Origin of the sequence: Rhizobium sp. RU35A (assembly GCF_900156005.1) — a bacterium.
Lineage (GTDB): Bacteria > Pseudomonadota > Alphaproteobacteria > Rhizobiales > Rhizobiaceae > Neorhizobium > Neorhizobium straminoryzae.
In genome coordinates, this window is the sequence record NZ_FTMR01000002.1 from 549,882 (window position 1) to 570,477 (window position 20,596).

20 protein-coding genes and 1 tRNA gene are annotated in these 20,596 nt (G+C 63.1%); 5 read left to right on the forward strand and 16 right to left on the reverse strand.

The features are described from left to right. The first annotated feature begins 33 nt into the window (after positions 1 to 33). The gene (locus F3H95_RS07190) at positions 34 to 723 is read left to right on the forward strand and encodes an SDR family NAD(P)-dependent oxidoreductase (protein WP_149745622.1); all 690 of its coding nucleotides are present in this window, start codon (positions 34 to 36) and stop codon (positions 721 to 723) included. A 3-nt stretch (positions 724 to 726) separates the two neighbouring features. On the opposite strand, the gene F3H95_RS07195 is transcribed toward F3H95_RS07190, so the two are convergent. The 6 genes from F3H95_RS07195 to F3H95_RS07220 all read right to left on the reverse strand — a co-directional run bounded on the left by F3H95_RS07195 (position 727) and on the right by F3H95_RS07220 (position 4,593). Then, complete coding sequence (locus tag F3H95_RS07195; protein ID WP_188134315.1) at positions 727 to 1,158, reverse strand: DUF3429 domain-containing protein; 432 nt, start codon at positions 1,156 to 1,158, stop codon at positions 727 to 729. A 2-nt stretch (positions 1,159 to 1,160) separates the two neighbouring features. Next, on the reverse strand, positions 1,161 to 2,156 hold the full coding sequence (locus tag F3H95_RS07200) for an FAD-dependent oxidoreductase (RefSeq protein ID WP_188134316.1): 996 nt from the start codon (positions 2,154 to 2,156) through the stop codon (positions 1,161 to 1,163). Next, on the reverse strand, positions 2,153 to 2,305 hold the full coding sequence (locus F3H95_RS07205) for a DUF2256 domain-containing protein (protein WP_188134317.1): 153 nt from the start codon (positions 2,303 to 2,305) through the stop codon (positions 2,153 to 2,155). Before F3H95_RS07205 ends, F3H95_RS07200 begins: the two co-directional genes overlap by 4 nt. A 188-nt stretch (positions 2,306 to 2,493) precedes the next feature. Further along, positions 2,494 to 3,222, reverse strand: coding sequence for a molybdopterin-dependent oxidoreductase (locus F3H95_RS07210; RefSeq protein ID WP_149745624.1), 729 nt, complete (start codon positions 3,220 to 3,222; stop codon positions 2,494 to 2,496). A gap of 94 nt (positions 3,223 to 3,316) precedes the next feature. Further along, positions 3,317 to 3,967 carry a cytochrome b/b6 domain-containing protein gene (locus tag F3H95_RS07215; protein WP_149745403.1) on the reverse strand — a complete coding sequence of 217 codons (651 nt, stop codon included), beginning with the start codon at positions 3,965 to 3,967 and terminating at the stop codon, positions 3,317 to 3,319. Positions 3,968 to 3,975: 8 nt separating this feature from the next. Then, positions 3,976 to 4,593 carry a hypothetical protein gene (locus F3H95_RS07220; protein ID WP_143126807.1) on the reverse strand — a complete coding sequence of 206 codons (618 nt, stop codon included), beginning with the start codon at positions 4,591 to 4,593 and terminating at the stop codon, positions 3,976 to 3,978. A gap of 171 nt (positions 4,594 to 4,764) precedes the next feature. On the opposite strand from F3H95_RS07220, the gene F3H95_RS07225 reads away from it, so the two are divergent. After that, positions 4,765 to 5,430: a heavy metal response regulator transcription factor gene (locus F3H95_RS07225; RefSeq protein ID WP_143126808.1), complete on the forward strand. Its 666-nt coding sequence runs from the start codon at positions 4,765 to 4,767 to the stop codon at positions 5,428 to 5,430. Positions 5,431 to 5,432: 2 nt separating this feature from the next. After that, positions 5,433 to 6,818 (forward strand): heavy metal sensor histidine kinase, encoded by a 1,386-nt coding sequence (locus F3H95_RS07230; RefSeq protein WP_210248538.1) that lies wholly within the window; start codon positions 5,433 to 5,435, stop codon positions 6,816 to 6,818. Between the two features lie 169 nt (positions 6,819 to 6,987). On the opposite strand, the gene F3H95_RS07235 is transcribed toward F3H95_RS07230, so the two are convergent. Then, on the reverse strand, positions 6,988 to 7,752 hold the full coding sequence (locus F3H95_RS07235) for a class II aldolase/adducin family protein (RefSeq protein ID WP_149745404.1): 765 nt from the start codon (positions 7,750 to 7,752) through the stop codon (positions 6,988 to 6,990). Further along, the gene (locus F3H95_RS07240) at positions 7,749 to 8,885 is read right to left on the reverse strand and encodes a TauD/TfdA family dioxygenase (protein ID WP_149745405.1); all 1,137 of its coding nucleotides are present in this window, start codon (positions 8,883 to 8,885) and stop codon (positions 7,749 to 7,751) included. Before F3H95_RS07240 ends, F3H95_RS07235 begins: the two co-directional genes overlap by 4 nt. A gap of 117 nt (positions 8,886 to 9,002) precedes the next feature. On the opposite strand from F3H95_RS07240, the gene F3H95_RS07245 reads away from it, so the two are divergent. Then, on the forward strand, positions 9,003 to 9,914 hold the full coding sequence (locus tag F3H95_RS07245; protein WP_149745406.1) for a LysR substrate-binding domain-containing protein: 912 nt from the start codon (positions 9,003 to 9,005) through the stop codon (positions 9,912 to 9,914). Between the two features lie 149 nt (positions 9,915 to 10,063). Here the strand turns inward: F3H95_RS07245 and F3H95_RS07250 are convergent. The 5 genes from F3H95_RS07250 to F3H95_RS07270 form a co-directional block, all read right to left on the reverse strand. Then, a tRNA-Arg gene (locus tag F3H95_RS07250) sits at positions 10,064 to 10,140 on the reverse strand. A 103-nt stretch (positions 10,141 to 10,243) separates the two neighbouring features. Then, positions 10,244 to 10,711, reverse strand: a complete 468-nt coding sequence (locus F3H95_RS07255; protein ID WP_149745407.1) for a hypothetical protein — start codon at positions 10,709 to 10,711, stop codon at positions 10,244 to 10,246. A 616-nt stretch (positions 10,712 to 11,327) separates the two neighbouring features. Continuing rightward, positions 11,328 to 12,176 (reverse strand): transglutaminase family protein, encoded by an 849-nt coding sequence (locus F3H95_RS07260; RefSeq protein ID WP_149745408.1) that lies wholly within the window; start codon positions 12,174 to 12,176, stop codon positions 11,328 to 11,330. A 28-nt stretch (positions 12,177 to 12,204) separates the two neighbouring features. Further along, positions 12,205 to 13,146: an alpha-E domain-containing protein gene (locus F3H95_RS07265; protein ID WP_143124419.1), complete on the reverse strand. Its 942-nt coding sequence runs from the start codon at positions 13,144 to 13,146 to the stop codon at positions 12,205 to 12,207. 12 nt (positions 13,147 to 13,158) lie between these two features. Continuing rightward, a complete protein-coding gene (locus F3H95_RS07270; protein ID WP_143124420.1) occupies positions 13,159 to 14,568 on the reverse strand; it encodes a circularly permuted type 2 ATP-grasp protein in 1,410 nt (469 codons plus the stop codon). A 301-nt stretch (positions 14,569 to 14,869) separates the two neighbouring features. Between F3H95_RS07270 and F3H95_RS07275 the strand changes: the two genes are divergently transcribed. After that, the gene (locus tag F3H95_RS07275) at positions 14,870 to 15,742 is read left to right on the forward strand and encodes a DMT family transporter (RefSeq protein WP_149745409.1); all 873 of its coding nucleotides are present in this window, start codon (positions 14,870 to 14,872) and stop codon (positions 15,740 to 15,742) included. A gap of 151 nt (positions 15,743 to 15,893) precedes the next feature. On the opposite strand, the gene F3H95_RS07280 is transcribed toward F3H95_RS07275, so the two are convergent. The 3 genes from F3H95_RS07280 to F3H95_RS07290 form a co-directional block, all read right to left on the reverse strand. Continuing rightward, complete coding sequence (locus F3H95_RS07280) at positions 15,894 to 17,525, reverse strand: DEAD/DEAH box helicase (protein WP_244617910.1); 1,632 nt, start codon at positions 17,523 to 17,525, stop codon at positions 15,894 to 15,896. A 285-nt stretch (positions 17,526 to 17,810) separates the two neighbouring features. Continuing rightward, entirely contained in the window at positions 17,811 to 18,149 is a 339-nt protein-coding gene (locus F3H95_RS07285; protein WP_143124423.1) for a hypothetical protein, read from the reverse strand. Between the two features lie 291 nt (positions 18,150 to 18,440). Beyond that, positions 18,441 to 20,462: a right-handed parallel beta-helix repeat-containing protein gene (locus tag F3H95_RS07290; RefSeq protein WP_188134318.1), complete on the reverse strand. Its 2,022-nt coding sequence runs from the start codon at positions 20,460 to 20,462 to the stop codon at positions 18,441 to 18,443. Positions 20,463 to 20,596: the final 134 nt, after the last annotated feature.

Here is a 20,596-nt window from a genome sequence, read left to right on the forward strand (position 1 = left end):
CATTAAGGCAGGAGGACGAGACCGATGACCCTGATGACATCCCTTCCGCAAGGCTACCGCGCACTGGTGATCGGCGCGAGCGGAGGTATCGGCAGCGCGGTGGCTGCGGTGCTGCAGGCCGATACGGCCTGTGGCGAGCTGCTCAGCCTGTCGCGCAGAATCGACGGGTTCGACGTGACGCAGGAGGATAGCGTCGCGGCCGCCGCCGAACGTCTGACGGGTGAATTCCACCTGATCTTCTGCGCGACCGGCGGACTCACCATCGATGGGGTCGGTCCGGAGAAATCGCTGCGGCAGATTTCCTCCGACGCCATGATGAAGCAGTTTGCGCTGAATGCCCTTGGCACCGCGCTGGTGACCAAGCATCTTGCGCCGAAGCTTGCGCGCAAGGAGCGGGCGCTGATGGCCTTCCTGTCGGCCCGCGTCGGCTCGATCGGCGACAACCATCTGGGCGGCTGGATGTCCTACCGCGCCTCCAAAGCGGCGCTGAACCAGATCGTCCGCACCGCCTCCATCGAGCTTGCCCGCAGCCACCCGTTGTCGGTGCTGCTCGCGCTGCATCCCGGTACGGTCGCAACCTCGCTGTCGGAAAAATACTCCGGCAATCACGCCCGCACCGAACCGGTGGAAAGCGCGCGCGCCATGCTGTCCGTTCTCAATGGCCGCGAGGCTGCGGAGACGGGGCGCTTCTACGCCTATGATGGTCAGCCGATCGAATGGTGAGGCTCAGCCCAGCACGATGCGGACGGCATAGGCGAGGCAGACAATCCCGGTGATGCGCAGCCGCAGCTGCCAGTACCAAGACTGTTCCAGACCCTGACCGGCGAGGTGCCGGTCGACGGCGAGGAGGCCGAGGAAGGCGCAGAACTGCACGGCAAGCGCAATCTCGCCGGGTGACAGCAGCAGTGAGGCCCAGGCTGCGAGTGCGAGCACATTGCTGGCAATCAGCGGCGCGACCGGCACCTCGTCCTCCCGCTGAACCAGACCCCACAGCGTGCCGGCCATGAAGCCCGCAATCACCGCGCCATAGGCGAGGAAGGCAGAGAGCCGCGCCGCCGCATCGAAGAACGGCAGGCCGGGCACCATAAGAATGAGGAAGGGCAGGGCGCCGGCATAGGTGAGGCTTCGTGTAAGCGGTCGGGAGAGGGCAGTGGACATGATCAGCATCCCTTCGCAAGCTGGGGTTCCATCACGTCGGCAAGCGCCGTGGCGCTGAGGAAGGCGGCTTCCACCCGGTTGCCGACGCACCAGTCACCGCAGGCCGCAAGCCCGCGACTGTCGTCGAGCAGGAAGGGCTGGCCGAGCGGCGTTTCCACATTCGCATAGCGCCAGCGGTGAATGTCGATCGCCAGAACCGCGTCCCAGTCAAAATCCGCACACAGCGTCCGGCACGCGGCCATCATGCTGTCGCGCACCGTCTCCAGCGGCGTCTCCAGATGCTGGTCGGCCCAGCGATTGTTGGCATGGACGACGAGTGCCGGTGCGGTGTCGCGGTCCGGCTTGCCATGATTGGCGGCGATCCAGCTGATCACCGGATGCTCCACCTGCGCGGCTTCCGCGGGCGGCAGCGTGCCCTCTTTCAGTGTCAGCATCAGGGTGAAGCAGCCATTCATCCGCACGCCGTCGAGTGCTGCAAGATCCGCCGCGGCAAAGGGCATCAACTGGCGTGTCTGCGGGGCAGGTGCCGTGGCAACCACGCGGTCGAAGGGGCCGAAGGTCCTGTCCTTCGTCGCCAGGTGCCAGCCATCGCCTGTCTTCTGAAGCGCGAGGATCTGACAGCCAAGTCGCAGATCGAGCCCCTCGGCCAGCGCCTTCGGCAGCGCCGTCATCGCCGGAACCCCGACGAAACGCGGCGCGCGATCGGCCAGCCGCTCCGACGCCCCATCTGCGCCAATCCGCATCAGGGCTGCCGCCCAGGCCTGCACCTGACCGGCCTCGAGATACGGCTCGAGAGCGGTGTGGAACCGGCTGTCGCGAATGGTGAAATACTGTGCGCCGTGATCGAAAGCCGTCGTTTCCGTGCGCCGCGTGGCCAGACGCCCGCCTGTTCCGCGGCTTTTGTCAAACACCGTTACCCGCGCCGTCGCGCTCAGCCGCCGTGCCAGCGTCAGGCCTGCCATGCCGGCGCCGATGATTGCAACGGACGGCTTCGTCATCGCGCGTTCCCCCGGCTTCGGCGGCAGCGCTCCGAGCAATATTTCACCGTTGCCCAGTCCCGCTCCCATTTCTTGCGCCAGACAAAGGGGCGCTGACAGGCGACACAGGTCTTGCTCGGCAAATCCGCCTTCTTCACACCCGCAGGCATGCTGCCTCCATTATCACACGCCTGTGATTACGCGGCGACGAGGGGAGTGGATCAGCAGAAGAGGGACAGGAAATCGCGCGCTACGTCATTGCATGTCTGCCAACATCTCCGCGGGTTTCCGGGGTGTCAGGGGGTTAAGCGCATCAGGCTGCATCGCTGACGGTCCGTTCCAGCCTGTTATCCGCCGGTCACAGCCCGCTGAACCAGTTGTAGCCCTGGTCCTCCCAGTAGCCGCCGGGATAATCGTTGGTGACGAAGATCTCGACGATATGCTTCGGGTTCTTGAAGCCGAGCTTCGTCGGGATCCGCAATTTCACGGGCGAGCCATATTTCAGCGGCAACGGATCATTGCGGAAGTCGAGCGCCAGAATGGTCTGCGGATGCAGCGCGCTTGGCATGTCGATGCTGGAATAGTAGCGGTCGGCGCATTTGAAGCCCACATAGTTTGCGGTGAGATCCGCGCCGATGCGTTGCAGAAACAGGCCGAGCGGGACGCCGCTCCACTGGCCGATGGCGCTCCAGCCCTCGATGCAGATATGCTGGGTGATCTGCGCGGCCTGCGGCAGGCGCCGCAGATCCTCCAGGCGCCAGGCAGCCTTGTTGTCAACCCGTCCGGACACGGTCAGCCGGTAGTCCGAAAGGTCGATGTCTGGAACGCTGTCTTCCGCATAGAAGGCGTTGAACGGGAAGGGGTCGGTGATATCATCCAGCCGGAAGGTGGGGGCCAGTCGATGGGGGTCGAACAGGAAGGCCTGGACGCGGTCATTCCAGCGTGACATGGCCCAGAGCGCCCTGTCGACCGCCGTATCGTCCTGCAGATTGCAGCCGGTCAGCATGGTCAGCGCCCCGAGCGACAGGCCCTGGCGGAAGAAGAGGCGGCGGCCGACATTCTCCAGCTGCCTGCGGTGATCCTTCATGACGATGCCCGGCGGCGTGCGGCGAGGCTGGGACGGCTGCTTGCCCGCGCTGCCGGAAAAAGGTTCGGAAGCAGGCTTGTGATCACGTTTGGGATCAGGCTTGTCCATCGCGGCCCGGCTCCTTCTTCTTGTCGAAAATCGATGTGCCCACACTCATCGACAGCAGGGTGCGGGGGACGATCGCGACCATCGCCACATGAATGAAGACGAAGCCGAGAAGCCCCGCCATGCCGGCGAAATGCACCACGCGCGTGGTGGCGAAACCGCCAAACAGCGTCGTCAGCCAGTGAAATTGGACAGGCTTCCAAAGCGCGAGACCGGACGCCACCATCAGCACGCCGAGCAGGAGCGCTCCGAGATACATCAGCTTCTGGATGGCATTGTAGTCCCCGCTCTGGTGCTGAAGCCTGAAGGCCAGCGCCTGCCGCAGATCGCGCAGCACGTCACGGGGGCCGACCTTCAGCAGGCGCGCGCGGAAATAACCGCTTGCACTTCCGAACAGCAGATAGACAAGCCCGTTGCCGATCAGCAGCCACATCACGGCGAAGTGCCATACGGTCGATCCGCCAAGCCAGCCGCCCAGCGTCACGGCCTCCGGAAACCTGAAGGGCAGGATGGGATGGGCATTGTAGATGCCCATCCCGCTCATGACCATGCAGACCATAGCGAAGACGTTGATCCAGTGCGTGACGCGGATCACGCCGGGATGTGCCGTGCGACCGGACCAGCGGTTCTCCCTCTGCATCGCACACCTCACATCGGCGGCGCGATGCCGTTGGCACCGACACTGACCGACAGCGCCGTCAGCGATCCATCGTCCGCCTTCGTCGCCAGGATGACCAGCTTGGCGCCGGAGGCGATCAGCGAACGGTCGCCCGGCTCGATGCTGACAACGGGAACATCGGCCGGCACGAACACCTTCTTCTCGCCGTTCTTGTACTTGACGGTCAGCGTGCGGCCATCGGAACCGACAATGCTGCCGACGGCGCCATTCGTCATGGACGTGTCCTTGCCGCTGTCCCAGGGACGCGTGCCTTCGCCCGCGCCGCGCATGGAGGCCGGGAAGATGTGCACTTCCAGCGCCTTCAGCGTGCCGTCCGGCTGCGGCGCGGCCGCGGTGCCGATATAGCTGTCCGGCTTGATGGCGGACAGATCGGTCAGCACCACCGAGGCGACCTTGGTGTCTGCCGAAAGCTTGACGGCAACATCCTTGCCGTCGCGGGTCTTGACCTCTATGCCATCGGATGTGACGGCGGTGATCGCGCCGCGGATGCGGACGGGATCGGCAGCGTTGGCGACGCCGGCTGCGGCTGCGGAAAGGGCAAGCGTCAAGACGGCGGATTGCAGGGAGGATTTCATGGACAGGCGCATAGGGGCCAACTCCGCTTCCTGTTGATGGGAACGTCGTGACGCTAGCGCTTTGCCCGGCTCCGGAACGTGACGCCGGAATGACAATTTTGTCATTCACGGTTCAGCAAAAAGACCCCGATAGGCTGCTAGAAAATGCGGCAGACTGAATGCGCGCGATAGGGCTTGTGCGACGTGGCGATCCTCATCATCGAAGACGATCCGAAAACGGGAGACTATTTGCGTAAAGGCTTGCGGGAATGCGGCTATTCCGTCGATCTTGCCCGCACGGGCACCGATGGCGTGCACATGGCGATGCAGCAGTCCTATGATCTGGTGGTTCTCGACGTGATGCTTCCCGGCATGGACGGATGGGAGGTCATTCACCGGATCCGCGAGCGCGGCGATATGCCGGTCGTGTTTCTCTCCGCGCGCGACGATGTCAGTGACCGCATTCGCGGCCTTCGCCTCGGCGCCGATGACTATCTGGTGAAGCCGTTCTCCTTTGTCGAGCTGGAACTCAGGATCCGTACCATTCTCAGGCGCGGGATCGTGCGCGAAAGCGATGTCTTCGAAGCCGCGGATCTGCGTCTCGACGTGCTGCGCCGCAAGGTAACGCGTGACGGTGTCGAGATTGCGCTGACCAACAAGGAGTTCATGCTGCTGCATCTGCTCATGAAGCGGCAGGGCGAGGTGCTGTCACGCACGCAGATCGCCTCCGAGGTCTGGGACATGAACTTCGACAGCGACACGAATGTCGTCGATGTCGCGGTGAAGCGATTGCGCGCCAAGATCGACGGCCCCTTTCAGCAGAAGCTCATTTCGACGATCCGCAGCGTCGGATACAGTCTGAGCGCCTGAGCATGATGCGGTTGCGGCTTCACCTGAACTCGCTGATCGTCAGGCTTCTTCTCGCCTGCATCGGTGTCCTCTGTCTTCTGACCGGCGCGCTCGGCACCTATTTCTATCACTCGGTCAGGCTGGCGCAGGAGCATCGCATCGAGACGGTTCTCTCCGGCCGCGCAGCCTATTTTGCGAGGCTCGTCAGCGAGATGTACCCGCTGGAGGAGCTGAAGGAGCGTCCCCTGCTGGTGGCGCGGATGCTGGGGGCCGAGCGGGACGTGCTCGCTTTCCGCCATTCCTCCGGGGATCCGGTGATCGAGGTCAACCCGGATCGGCTTCCGCTTCCGCCTGTCTTGGATGCCGAAAGGCCTCTGATCCGGCAGACGGTGACGACAGATGGCGTCGAGGTCTACTGGGCCTCCGTGCGCACGCGTGCGCTGACGACGAACGACACGATCGACGTGCTGGTCGGCCATCCCATGAGCGAAGAGCGCGCCATGCTGGCCACCTTTCGCGACCGTTTCTTCATGGCAACCCTTGCGGGCGTGGCGATGGCCGCGGCCATTGCCTTCTGCCTTCTGAAACGCGGCCTGCAGCCCGTACACCAGATGGCGACCCGGGCGGCGGAGGTGCATCCGGGCCAGTTGCATGTGCGGCTGGACGTGAAGACCGCACCGAGCGAACTGCGGGCGCTTGCCGCGGCCTTCAACGCCATGCTGGACCGGCTCGCGGATGGCTATCAGCGGCTGTCGCAGTTCTCGGCCGATCTTGCGCATGAAATCCGCACGCCGCTCGGCATTCTCATCGGGCAGACGCAGGTCACGCTCGTCCAGCCGCGATCGCCAGAGGAATATCGGGCCATTCTGGAATCGAACCTCGAGGAATTCGAGAGCCTGAACAGGCTCTCGGAAAACATGCTGTTTCTGGCGCGCGCCGATGAGGGGCGCCAGCAGGTGGAGCGCTCCGCGATCGATCTCGATCGCGAACTCGGCAAGATCCTCGATTACTTCGAGGGTTTGGCGCTGGAGCGCGACATGGCGTTCAGCCTGGAGGCATCCGGCACCGCCAGCGCCAGTGCAGATCTGTTCCGGCGCGCCATCGGCAATCTGATCGTCAATGCGATCCGGCATGGCCGGGAAGGCACCACTATCCGGATACGGGCCGATGCCTCCGAAGGTCAGGCGACGGTGCACGTCATCAATGCCGTGGACGATCTTTCCTCCGTTCAACTGCATCGCCTGTTCGACCGCTTCTACCAGGCCGACCAGGCGCGCAGCGGCAATTCAGCCTCGCATGGGCTGGGGCTCGCCATCGTTGACGCGATCATGCGCCTGCATGGCGGCTCCGCCGAGGTGAGCTGCCCGCAGGCGGGAGAGATCCGCTTCCGCCTTGTTTTTCCGGGTTAGGTATCCTCCGGCTTCGGCCATTTGCGACATGATGCCGGATGCAGTCGAAAGTGACGACCGATTGGCATTACGGCCGGAAGTGAGAATCCGATTCAGGCTGATTTCATCCCGCGACACTAGTCCGAGGGACAGGACCCACCTGGAACCGCAATGACAGGATCTACTGTTGTCAGTCCCGCCATGCCGGATCGTCCTTGTCGAGGCAGGATTTCAGATAGGCGAAGTGCTTCTCCGCCATGCCGCGATAGGGAACCCAGCCGTCCGCCGTCCCTTGCGCGATCTCGTCTGACAGCACCGCCAGCGGTTTGCCGGTCGACAGCGCCAGCACCATCGTCTGCGCTGCCTTCTCGAAGAAATAGAGGTCCTCGAAGGCATCGGCCACCGTCTCGCCGGCGATGGAGACGCCATGATTGCCCATCACAAGCACCGCCTTGCCGCGGATCATCTCTGCCAGACGCTCGCCTTCTTCCGTCGCATCGGCGATCCCGCCGAAGGACAGGTCATAGCCGATCCGCCCGAAGAAGCGCGCCGTGTTGTTGTCGAGCGGCAGAAGCGTCGGGTCCTTCAGGCAGGAGAGCGCCACGGCATAGGGCGAGTGGCAATGCAGGATGACGCGCGCCTCCGGCAGCATCCGGTGCAGCGTGCCGTGCACGGTCCATGCCGACGGGTCCGGCGCATCGGGGCCGTTCATCACCTCGGGATCGTCGGCATCGAGCAAGAGCAGGTCGCTCGCCTTGATCGTGGCAAAATGCTGCCAGCGCGGATTGAGCAGGAATTTCCGCCCATTGGTCGAAACGGCCGCGCTGAAATGGTTGCCGACCGACTCGCTCCAGCCGAAGCGGTGACAGAGGCGGAAGGCGGCGGCGAGGTCCTGACGCAGCGTTTTCAGCGCTGCGTCGTCGAGGATGTCGTTTCCGGAAGCCGCCATGTTCATGCCTTGAACCGCCCTTCGGTCGTCAGCGCCCGGTAGGTCGAGCGCATCTCTTCGCGGTCGGCATAGCAGCCGCGCAGATAGCGGTCGCCGCTGGTGGCCGAATAGGCGAGCCGCCCGTGCACGATGCGGTGGTTGTCGAACACCATGCATTCGCCGGCCTTCATCAGGAAGCGCATCATGAACTTGTCGTCCTGCAGCATCTTTCCGAAGCGGCAGAAGGCCGGGTAATAATCGTCGAGCACGGTCTGCGGCAGGTCGAACAGGTCGGCCATGTGCTGGCTGATCGTCAGGCCCGAGACTTCACCGTGCTTGTCGAGTTCGATCACCCGCTGCCGCGAGCGCATGTCATAGGTGTCGTGTTCGCAATAGAAGGGAATGTCGATTTCCGAGAGCAGTTTGAAACCCTCCGGATCGATCTCGCGGAAGGCGTTCGCCACCGCCACGCCGTCCGAATAGATGCTGAGGCCACCCTCGACGCTGTTGGCCCGGCAATGCAGGAACTGGATGCCCGGCGCATGTTCTTCCGCCGGCGTATCGGTGTGCAGCTCCAGCGCCTTTGCGGTATAGGCCGTGTTCGTCGGGTTGATGTGCGTCTTCACGTCGAAATATTCGCCGAAGAAGGTCGGCCGCACATGCCCCATCAGCTTGACGGTGTCAGTCAGCCCCTGATCGCTGTCCGGCATGTCGGTCACGATCGTCAGCCCCTCGACGATCATCGCTTCAAGCCACTGCGCCACCTTGGCCGGATCGCGCATCAGTTCCGGCTGGGAGAAGCGGGCGATATGAGGGTAATGGTCGCTGAACCACGCCTTGCGCGGCAGGTCGGCCGGATCGGCCCGGTGTTTGCCTTCGGCATATTGCGACAAGAGCGCCAGCGGGAAGCGCGAGACGTGGTTCTCGCCCGCCCAGCGGATCACCAGAGTTCCGTTCTCGATCTCGGCGCCCTCAGCGCGAGGTGCTGCCGACAGATGGAAGATGTCGAAGCTGCGCTCGCGCGTGACGCTGTCAAAGGAGGAAGGGCAATTGTCGCGCAGCCAGTAATAGTTGAAATAGGCCACTTTCCCCTCGGAAAGTGGCAGGTGAAGTCCTTTCTCTGCCAGGGTCACATCGCCTGTTGCAACATGCATGTTCATCATCAATTTCCTTAAGTTGGGGCGGTGGAAAATTGGATCTGTTTTGACGATCATCATTCGCCTTCCCAGGGGAGGCCAGAGCGATTATGCTAATTCTAGGTTAAGCTGGAGATTAAGTTGATCCGCCTGCCGCCTCTGCGTCTCCTCACCACGTTTGAAACGTTTGCCCGGCTCGGCTCCATGCGCGAGGCTGCGACAGCGCTGAACGTCACCCAGCCCGCGGTGACGCAGGCGCTGAAGGCGCTGGAGGATCATGTCGGCGCCGTCCTGATCGACCGCACGACACGGCCGGCCAGGCTCACAGAAACCGGCCAGCAGCTCGCTCGCGCCACAAGAGACGGCCTCGACCTGATCGTCGATACCATCGAGGAGATCCGCGTCAGCACGGGCCGCGAAGATCAGCGCTTGACCGTCGCCTGCACCATGGGGCTTGCCACCCACTGGTTGATGCCGCGCCTCAGCGATTTCTACGCTCTCCATCCCGGCTATGTCGTCAATGTCCAGGTTCCGCCCACGGACCTGCCTCAGATGTGGCCCGGCACAGACCTCGTCCTGCGTTACGGTCGCGGCACCTGGACCGACGGTACGACGTTGCGCCTCTTCAACGAGACCGTCTGCCCCGTCGGTCGGCCTGCTTTGGTCGATAGCCTGCTGGCAAGAGGCGAGGGGCTGGAAATCGCCCCGCTCATCCATGTTCGCACCGTCGAGGCACGCCATTGGGAAGGCTGGACGGATTATCTTGGCAGACGCGGCCTGCCCAAGCCGAAAGGACCGGGGCACATATTTGACAACTACGTCCAGGCAGTGCAGGCGGCCCTGGACGGTCGCGGCCTGATGCTCGGCTGGCGTTCGATCACGGATGCCCTTGTCTCCGAGGGCAGCCTCAAAGCATGGCCCGACGGCGCCCTCGATCTTGGCACCGCCTATTTCGCCACTGTTGCCCCGGCTGCGGCGAAGCGCCCGGCGGTCCAGGCATTCGTCGAGTGGGTCCGATGCGTCTCCGAGCAGAGCAAGGCAATTAAACTGTAGCGATCATTGACGTTATGACGAACAAGATGAATGGCGCCACAGACTTAACATCTATGGAGCAACAGGGAGAGCTATCCGCGGAAAACTGGGCAGGTTACATGCGCGACCTTCGGCGCATCAACACGGCGGCATGCCGGAAATATGTGTAATGGCGCACCCGACAGGATTCGAACCTGTGACCTTTGGAATCGGAATCCAACACTCTATCCAGCTGAGCTACGGGTGCTTTCGAGAATCGCTGGAAGGCCAACGTTCTTGCCGGTGGAGGGTTCATAACAAAGGTCGGGGTCCGCATCAATCGGGAAAACGCGGAAAGTTGTGTGGGGGGCTCATCGTGCAGGAAAGCGCAGTGCCCGGTCGATCAGCATGTTCGCCAGCATCATGCGGCGCGTGGCCTGATCGCGGAAGTCGGGATGGACGAGGTCCGGGTGGTTGAGCCGGGCGAAGCGGCGACGGCGCTCGGCCAGATCTTCGGCCGTGTCGTTGGGTGTCAGGGCCAGATCCTCGGCCACCTCTGCCTCCGAGAGGCGGGCGAGATGGGCCGGCATGACGGGAAGGGCGGGTGCTGACGGCGCAGTCAGTGGTGGTTCGGCTTCGCGGTCCCGGGAAAGATCGAAGCCAGCCAGCAGGTCGTGGCCAGCCTCGTCCGACAGGTCGGCGCCTGCTGTCTCCACGACGAAGCCAGCACCGAGGCCGGCGATGCGATAGGCCGGTGTTCTGGGCTCCGGCACCTCGTCCGGTTCCTCGGCATCGAGCCGGGTCAGGATGGTCTGGAACACGGACCGGCCAAACAGCATGTGCTCTCCTGCGGCAATTCGGTTGCGCGGACCGGACAGAGGTCCGCCGCCGCGCGGCTCCCGTGCGCCGAAATGAAGGAATGGATGCGCCCCGCACGAATGAGAAACCTTCGTGTGGCAACACCCGGATCAGGCGGAGAAGAGCATCCGGATATGGCGCAAGGCTTGCGCCATCGAATTCACCGACACGTTCCGGCCGCCGGGATTGCGCGGGCGTCGCTTCTGGTCAGCACATTCATCAGCGTGCCGTCCGGGTCGTTGCCAGCTGAGCATCAGCAGTGGTGATGACGGCGCCGAAAATCAGGCCTGCGTTCGGCTCTGCTCGCGTCGCCGAACTCCACGACCCGACAAGGCCTCCAGGTTCGACCCGGTTGCGCCCTGACCGAAGAGGTCCGACCGGCTGCTCTGTTCACCACGGGATAAACATAAGCACATAATGCGTATCGCCAGAACGGTCAGGCCTGACCCTGGATCTGCCTGCATTGCAAAATTCCCCCTGATAGACCGGGGCCGCCCGGTAACAAGCCGCCGTCGCCTCTGCCGAGGATGGGCAACGCCCGGCTCCCCATGGCGCGCCGGGACGAGCCCCAACGTCTGGCGCGCACGGGCGAAAGGCTCAGGCCTGTGTCTGGCTCTGTCCGCTCTCGACCTGACTCTGGCTTTGCGTGCCGGCGGCTGCGACTGTCAGTGACACTTTCAGGTTTTCGCCGGCCGAGCCGATGCGCATGCCGGAGACCGGCGCTGCGTCGCGGTAGCAGAGACCGGTTGCCACGCGCACATAGCGCTCGTCCGGGCAGATCTTGTTGGCGGCATCGAACCCCACCCAGCCGAGGCCGGGGATGTGCGCTTCCGCCCAGGCATGCGTCGCCACCTGCTCGATCTGGCCGTCCATCAGCAGATAGCCGGAAACATAGCGGGCCGGCAGATGCAGCTGGCGGGCGGCGGCAATGAAGATATGGGCATGGTCCTGGCATACGCCGGATTTCGCCTCCAGCGCCTGTTCGGCCGTGGTCTCGGAATCGGTGCTGCCGGGCTGGTAGGCCACCGTCTCGTGGATCGCCTCCATCAGCGCATGCATCTGCGCCAGCTCGCTGTCGCCCTTCACGCTGCGGGCCAGATCGCGCACCAGCTTGCCGGGTCTCGTGCGCGGTGTTTCCCTGAGATAGAGCCAGAGCGGCACGAAGCCGGTATGCGGGCCGACAATGCCCGTGCGGTCCACGGTTTCCACTTCGCCGCGCGCGGTGACGCGGATCAGGTGCTCGCCGCCCTCCACGGACACGAGTTCCACCCAGTTGTCGAACTGGTCGCGATAGCCGGCCTCCACCTTGGCGCCGTCCACTGCAACCGCCCAGTTGAGAACCGTCTGGCCAAGGCCGGGCAGCGGCGTCAATCTGAGGCGCTGCAGGGCATAGGCCACCGGCTCGTCGTAAAGATATTCGGTCGTATGCGTAATCTTCAAATGCATGACGGCTTGTCCGTTCCCCCGGGTCCGCTCACTGGTAGAAGCGGTAGCCTTCTGAAATGTCTGCGCTCAGCTGGTTGTTGCGGCTGATGAAATCCTCCAGGAACTCGTGCAGGCCCTGGTCCATGATGTCGGAGATCGAGCCGCGCTTGAGCATGGACTTGATGGCGGCCGCCGTATCATGCGCGCGGTGACGCTGGCCGTAATCCTCCTCCAGATAATGCAGGTTGCTGACGATCTTCTCGTAGCAATAGGCGAGCGAGCGCGGCATGCGCACGTTGAGGATCAGGAAGTCGGCAATGTTGGAGGGGCGGTATTCCGCATCATAGACCCAGCCATAGGACCGGTGGGCGGAGACCGAGCGCAGGATCGATTCCCACTGGAAATTGTCGAGCGAGGAGCCGACCTGGCTGACAGCCGGCAACAGCACGTAATATTTCACGTCGAGAATGCGGCTGGTGTTATCGGCGCGTTCGATGAAGGTGCCGATGCGCGAGAAATTGTAGAGATCGTTGCGCAGCATGGAGCCGTGGAAGGCGCCGCGGATGAGGCCGGCCCGCCGCTTGATCGTGTCGATGGCCTCCGGCAGGTCGGCAGCCTTCACCTTGCGACCGAGCAGCTGCTTCAGCTCGATCCAGCACTCGTTGGTGGCTTCCCAGGTTTCGCGTGTCAGTGCGGTGCGTACCATGCGGGCATTGTTGCGCCCCGCCTCGATGCAGGAGAGTACGCTGGAGGGGTTGGCGGTATCCCGCAGCAGGTAATCGATGGCATTGGCCGCCGTCACCGTGTCATGTACCTCGCCGAAGGCATCGCGCACGCCCGCACTTTGCAGCACGCCGTCCCAGTCGCCATCGGTAGAACCCGTGCGCGTCAGCGAGACGCGCAGGCCCGCATCCACCAGACGGGCGATGTTTTCGGCGCGCTCGATGTAACGGAACATCCAGTAGAGGCCGTTTGCAGTTCTTCCCAGCATTGCCTTACGCCCTCAATCTTCCAGTACCCAGGTGTCCTTGGTGCCGCCGCCCTGGCTGGAATTGACCACCAGCGAGCCCTGCTTCAGCGCCACGCGGGTCAGCCCGCCCGGAATGATCTTCACCTTGTCGGATACCAGCACATAGGGGCGCAGGTCCACGTGGCGCGGCGCGATGCCCTTGTTGACGAGGATCGGCACGGTGGAGAGCGATAGTGTGGGCTGGGCGATGTAGTTGGACGGTTTCGCCTTCAGCTTTTCGGCGAAATCGGCGCGCTCCTTCTTGGAGGCGGTGGGGCCGACCAGCATGCCATAGCCGCCGGAGCCGTGCACTTCCTTGACCACCAGCTCTTCCAGATGCTCCAGCACGTATTTCAGGCTGTCGGCCTCGGAACAGCGCCAGGTCGGCACGTTTTCGAGGATCGGCTTGCGGCCGGTATAGAACTCGACGATCTCAGGCATGTAGGAATAGATCGCCTTGTCGTCGGAAATACCGGTGCCGGGCGCGTTGGCAATGGTGATGTTGCCGGAGCGGTAGACATCCATGATGCCGGGAATGCCGAGCGCGGAATCCGGGCGGAAGGTGAGGGGGTCGAGGAAATCGTCATCGACGCGGCGGTAGAGCACGTCGATCGCCTCGTAGCCGCGGGTGGTGCGCATCTTCACCTTGCCGTCGATGACGCGCAGATCCGAGCCTTCCACCAGTTCCACGCCCATGGTGTCGGCGAGGAAGGAATGTTCGTAATAGGCGGAATTGTAGATGCCGGGGGTAAGCACAGCCACGCGTGGGCGACCCTTGCAGCCGGGCGGTGCGAGCGAGGCGAGCGACTGGCGCAGCAGATAGGGGTAATCCTCCACCCGCTGCACCTTGTTCATGGTGAAGAGTTCCGGGAACATCTGCATCATGGTTTCCCGGTTCTCCAGCATGTAGGAGACGCCGGAGGGGGTGCGGGCATTGTCTTCCAGCACGTAGAACTGGTCCTCGCCGGTGCGCACGATGTCGGTGCCGACGATATGGGTGTAGACGCCGCCCGGCGGCTTGAAGCCGATCATTTCCGGCAGGAAGGCATCGTTCTTCTCGATGAGTGCGCGGGGAATGCGCCCGGCCCGGATGATTTCCTGCTTGTGGTAGATGTCGTCGAGGAAGGCGTTGAGCGCCAGAACGCGCTGTTCGATGCCCTGGGCAAGCTTGCGCCATTCGCGGGCGGAAATGATGCGGGGAATGATGTCGAAGGGGATGAGCTTTTCCGAGGAATCGGCGTGACCGTAAACGGCGAAGGTAATGCCGGTCTTGCGGAAGATGTTCTCGGCGTCTCGGGATTTCTGGATCAGATGCGCCGGATCCTGGGCGTCATACCACTCCTGGTAGGTCTTGTAGGGTGGGCGCGGATGGTTGTCCGCAGTCAACATTTCATCAAATGCCAATGGTGTATTCCCCGTTTTCGACCATAAAAGTACAAGGTCTGGAGCATTGCAAGCACCCTGCGCAAGGAAGCGGCAATTTCTTTGGAAAGGCGGAATCGGCCTTCGCAGACGTCAGTGAAAAGCGCACAAAGCTTGTGCAAATGCTCGCAGGACGGGTCTTTTTCCTTTCCTTCCTTTTCAGGCGCTTGCTGTCAGTTTTTCTGTCCGAAGGCTTCAGTTTTTCTCCTTTGACTGAAATTCAGCCAGTCTTTACCGCTGCCTTGCCCGCTTGTGCGGCATCATTCACGGGGCCGAATTTTCCATGCTGTCTCGCTTCGCGCCTGCCATTTTCGTCGTTTTGTGGTCGAGCGGCTGGATCGTTGCCAAGATCGCCGCCATGCATGCCGATCCGCTGACCTTCCTTGCCCTGCGGCATGCGCTGGCGGCGCTTGCCTTCGCCCTGGTTGCGCAAGGGGCAGGCGCCGCGTGGCCGGCCTCGCGGCGCCTGATGCTGCATGCCTTCATCTGCGGGGTGCTGCTGCACGGCCTTTATCTCGCCGGTCTGTGGTGGGCGATCGGGCAGGGCGTGCCGGCCGGCCTCTCCGGCATCATCGCCGGACTGCAGCCGTTGCTGACCGCCCTGTTTGCGGCCTTGCTGCTCCGGGAGCGGTTGCGGCGGCTGCAGATCCTCGGGCTGCTGCTCGGCTTTATCGGCATTCTGCTGGCGATTTCACCGCAGTTTTCCGCCGTCCGCGAGACGGGCCTGAGCGGCAGCGCCCTGCCGCTGCTGATCAATCTGGCCGCCATGGTCTCCGCCACGCTCGGCACGCTGTATCAGAAGCGTCATCTCGGTGGGGGCGACCTGCGCACCATCGCCGTCTGGCAATATCTGGGAGCCGTTGCCGTCACGCTGCCGCTGGCACTCGGTTTCGAAGCGCTGCGCTTCGATGCCACGCTTGCGGCCATTGCCTCGATGGCCTGGTCGGTGCTCTGCCTGTCGATGGGCGGCGTCGGGCTGATGCTCTATCTCATCCGCCGCGGCGAGGTGTCCCGCACCGCCTCGCTGCTCTACATGATGCCGCCGCTGGTGGCCGTCGAGGCGACGCTGGTGTTCGGCGAACCCATGACGGCACCGATGATCGCCGGCACGGTGATCGTGGTGGCGGGCGTCTATCTGGTGAACCGGTCGGCGTGACATGCATGCCGGAGACAGAGGGCGCCATCCTCCTTGCAAGCCCGTTCATGACAGCTCAGGTTGCCGGAGAGCGTGCTGCCAACCCGGACAACAAAACACCCGCCTCCATTGCCGGAAGCGGGTGTGAATGGTGTGAGCCTGGCCGATGATATCAGGCGCGGTCGCGGCGGCGCTGGCCGCCATTGTCGCTGCCGCCGAACTTCACCGGGCCGCCATTGGCGGGCTTTGCACCGCCACGATGGCCGGACGGCTTCGGGCCGTTGCGGTGGGTGCGCTGGGCACCGGCTTCATGGGCACCCAGCGGGGCATGGCGGTTTTCGCCGCCATTGCCGCGCTTGCGGTTGTCGCCGGCCGCCGGCTTGGCGCCGAACGGCTTCTTGCGCGGCTGGCCGAGATCGGAGGTCGCGGCGATATCGCTGTCGAAGGCATCCTCGCGCGGACGTTGCGGGCGCGGAGCGGCACTGCGGCGGGCGTTGCGGCCGCCATCGCGGTTGCCCCCGTCGCGCGCACCATGGTCTCGGGCGCCGCTTTCACGTGGCTGGCCATTGCCACGGCCCTGGCCGCCACGCGCCTTCTGCGGCCGCTCGGGGCTGCGCAGTTCGGACGGGCGTTCGCCGGAAGCGACCGTGATCTCGATGTTCATCAGGCGCTCGATGTCGCGCAGCAGGCGGGTTTCATCCGGTGCGCAGAAGGCGATCGCGATGCCATCGCGGCCGGCACGCGCCGTGCGGCCGATGCGGTGCACATAGGCGTCTGCCACTTCCGGCAGGTCGTAGTTGAAGACATGCGTCACGCCCGGAATGTCGATGCCGCGGGCGGCGACGTCGGTGGCGACGAGAACGCGGATCTCGCCATCCCGGAAGGCCTTGAGCGCGCGTTCACGCTGGCCCTGGCTCTTGTTGCCATGGATGGAGGCCACCTTGAACTCGACCTGTTCGAGATGCTTGGAGAGCTTTTCGGCGCTGTGCTTGGTGCGCAGGAACACCATGGCGCGGCCATCCGGATTGGCGCGCAGCGATTCCTTCAAAAGCACCGTCTTGTCGTTCTTGCCGGCCACGAAATGCACATACTGCTCGATCTTGTCGGCGGCCTTGCCGGGCGGGGTCACTTCCACCTTCACCGGATCGGTGAGGTAGTCCTTGGCAAGTTCCGCGATCGCCTTCGGCATGGTGGCGGAGAACAGCAGCGTCTGGCGGTTCTTCGGAACCATCTTCGAGATCTTGCGCAGGTCATGCACGAAACCGAGGTCCAGCATCTGGTCGGCTTCATCCAGCACGAGATAGCGAACGGTGGTCAGCCCGATCGCCTTGCGGCTGACAAGATCGAGCAGGCGGCCGGGGGTTGCGACGAGAATGTCGGTGCCCTTTTCCAGCATCTGCTGCTGCTTGTTGATCGAGGCGCCGCCGACGACGGAATTGATCTTCAGCGGCGTGCCGCGCACATAGCTCTTCAGGTTGACGGCGATCTGGTTCACCAGTTCGCGGGTCGGGGCGAGAATGAGGGTGCGCGTGGTGCGGTTGTCGGGACGCTTGGGGTCCTTCATCAGCATCTGGATCAGCGGCAGTCCGAAGGCAGCGGTCTTGCCGGTGCCGGTCTGGGCCAGGCCGATCATGTCGCGGCTCTGCAACAGAAGCGGAATGGCCTGGGACTGGATCGGAGTCGGCGTTTCGTAGCCGAGATTGGAGAGAGTGGCGACGATCTGCTTGTCGAGGCCGAGCTCGTGGAAATTCGTCAAGTCGAATACCTTTCGGGGGCGCCAGAGACCGCATCCTGACGACACCATGCCGTCCGGTCTGCCTGTGGCGTCAAGAACCCCGCGTGAATTGGGAACTTGCAAGTGGGAAACTGCTTTCGGCGCAGGCCTTGTCCGGCCGTGCTTTGTGTGCGCCTTTACGCCTTCCTTGCGATCCATTCTCGTCGCTCGGCCAGCTCACGCGGCGGCCGGAAGGTTGAAAGCTGCGTTGCATGTGCTGCTTTGCACACAAAAAGTCAAGGGCCCGCATCGATTTCGAGGCGGGCCCTGCGAATCTGGCGGCCGGAAGCGGAGCCCGGCGCCTGTATTCAAACTTCAATAATCAGGGCAGACGCGGACCCGGTAGGAATCGCCCCAGCTGTTTTCGCGCCATTCGAAATGGCAGCGCGGACGCGGCGGCGGCGCTTCCCGATAGTAGGTCCGCTCGTAGACGACGGTCGGCGGCGGCGGGGCCACGTCATAATAGCGGTGCTCGACATAACGGGGCCCGGACTGGTTGGCGATCGCCCCGCCAATGATGCCGCCCACGGCACCGGCTGCGACGCCAGCCCAGAAATGATCGCGCGCCTCTGCAACTGGCGCCGTTGCCACGAGAGCGCTCGTCATCGTGAGCGCGACAAGGCCTGCAGTGATGGATGTCTTCAGTACGGTCATGGCCTTCATCCTTTCACCCTTGAACTTCAGGGTACGGGATGAAGATGCTCGGTGAAGGCGGCAAAATAATGGAAAAACAAAAGGATAAGTCTGAACATCCGTTCATGTGGCGACAGCCCTGGATCGAAGGCAACGTGTGTGGCGGCACGACCAGGTGGTGATGTGGCGAAAATCTGGGAGATTTGTGGCGAAACGGCGGCGGAAGGCGTCTGATGCGCGGAAGGGTTCCGCCGCGTCTGGATGGACAGGGCAACGGCGCCGACATGAGGCGCCGTTGCCGAAGGGTGCTGGCTATGGCTGCGGCATTCCCTTCACGGGCACGCGAACCTGCGCGATATTGTTGTTGCGCAGCGTCAGATCCTTGACGCCGGCGCCGATCGTGATGCCGATATCGGTCTGGCTGATATCATTGTCTTCGACAAGAATACCCTGCAGAAGCGGTATCGTGGTTGCGTTGCCTGCAACACGCAGCATCACGTTCTGGGAGAGCGTGTTGCCGCGTACCACATTGCCGAGCGAAAGGATCGAGGTGTTCCCGTCGAACTGCTGGGCATAAACCGCCAGTTCGCTCTTGCCCGTCAGGTCGGGCTCGCGGATCGTGTTGTCGAGCAACTGGATGAAGAAATTCGGCTGGGGATGCTGGTAGCGTCGTCCGGAGATCTGGATGCCGGCGCCCCGGGTCATCGTGTTGCCGGCGAAGACATGGCGATATCCCGTGCCGTAGATCTGCGCTGCGCCCACATCGGTGAAATCATTGTTGATGATCAGATAGTTCTCCTGCATGGGCGTGATTGTCACGATGGAGGCGTCGTCAATCCTGTCGCTGATGGGGCGGTCGAGCGTCACGATATCGTCCTTCCGGGAAACGACGGTTGCCACCAGACCCGTGCCACGACCACCCAGGACGAAAAGGCCGGCGTTGATCCAGGATCGATCCTTCAGCCGTCCCATCTCGCCACTCATCTGAAAGGTCGTGGGCGAAAGCATCCTCAGGGTTCCAGCATAATAGCCGCCCGGTCCATCGGTTGTCATGGCCTCCCGATCTACCGACAGAAAACGTGCGAAGCTATTGTTGCGAAGAAGCATATCGGCGGAGAGCGCGTAGCCGCCGAGGTTGCCGATGCCGCCGCCGGTCGATTGCATGTCGCCGCCGACGATCCGGTTACCTTCCATCAGGATCCGCTGGGAGCCGCCGATGTGATACCAGCCGTTGCGCCCATTGGTGAAGGTGTTGCCCTCGATGCGCGCATTCTTGACCTCGTTGAGAACGAATGAGCGATTGGAGGAAATCACGTCGCACCCTTCGACGACGATATTATTGCCTCCAAGTCGAAGACCCGCGACGCCGTCACGCTCCTGCAGCGTCAGGGCCTTGTCGCGGCCTGCCGCGTCATCAGCCTTGAGGTGCCCCATGAACGCCGAAGCCCTGACCAGCAGATTACGAAGTATGAAGTTGCCGCCCGTCCAGCTCTTGCCTTGTGCATCAAAGCCGCCCTTGATCACGTCGAAATGGCGCTGCGCATCGATCGTCAGGTCTTCGACGGCAAAATTGCGGTAACCTTCGATCAAGGCCGGTGGTGGCTGGTCCATGTCATTCCATATCAGGTTGACCAGTTCGCGGGACTGGCCCTTCAGCGTGACGCCCTCCGGGATCGTGATGCCGCCGCTGAGATGGTAGATGCCGGATCGAAGGACGAGTGTTCCGCCGCCCTGATTGGCCAGTCCGGCAAGGGCTGCATTGATGCGCGCCGTATCATCAAGCGCCGGTCCATCGACGGGATTGCTGCGCAGTTCCATCTTGCGCTGCGGAGGCACCAGCTTCTCCGTCACCGTGATCGATCCCAGATCTTGCCAGGTCGAGGCGTCGCCATTGCCGTTCCACAGACGCGCCTGATAGGTGCCGGTCCTCATGTCCGCGGGAATGGCAAATCGGGCCGACCAGATGTCTGGCGCATCCGGATTGATGGTCGTGATCCGGCCATTTTCTGCGGTGAGTTCAAGACGTGCCGAAGCCGTGCGGGCGATGTTGCGCCCCTGGACGCGCAACCAGCCACCCGGCGTTGCGCTCTCGCCGGCATCGCCTTGCGTCCAGTAGATATCGGCGCTGTTGATGCGGGTGGTGATGCTTGTGCCGGAAGCGTCCAGCAGGGTGAGCGCATAGACACCATTGGCGAGCGTTGACGGGATTACATAGGTGAGGGTCTTGTCGGACTGAAGTGCGGGGGACACGGACTGAGCCAGCTTCGACCCGCTTTTGTCCGCCGCGTCATCCAGCCGGCTGATGGACGCCTGGCGGATCGTATCAAGGTCCATGCCCGTTATCTGGACTGTCTGACCCGGCTTCACTGGATCGGTCGCCCAGAAAATCTCCGCAGCCTGTGTCACTGTACTCAGAAGTGAGATCGAGGCAGCGAGTATTGCGGTGCGAAAATGTGAGAGTGGCAAGA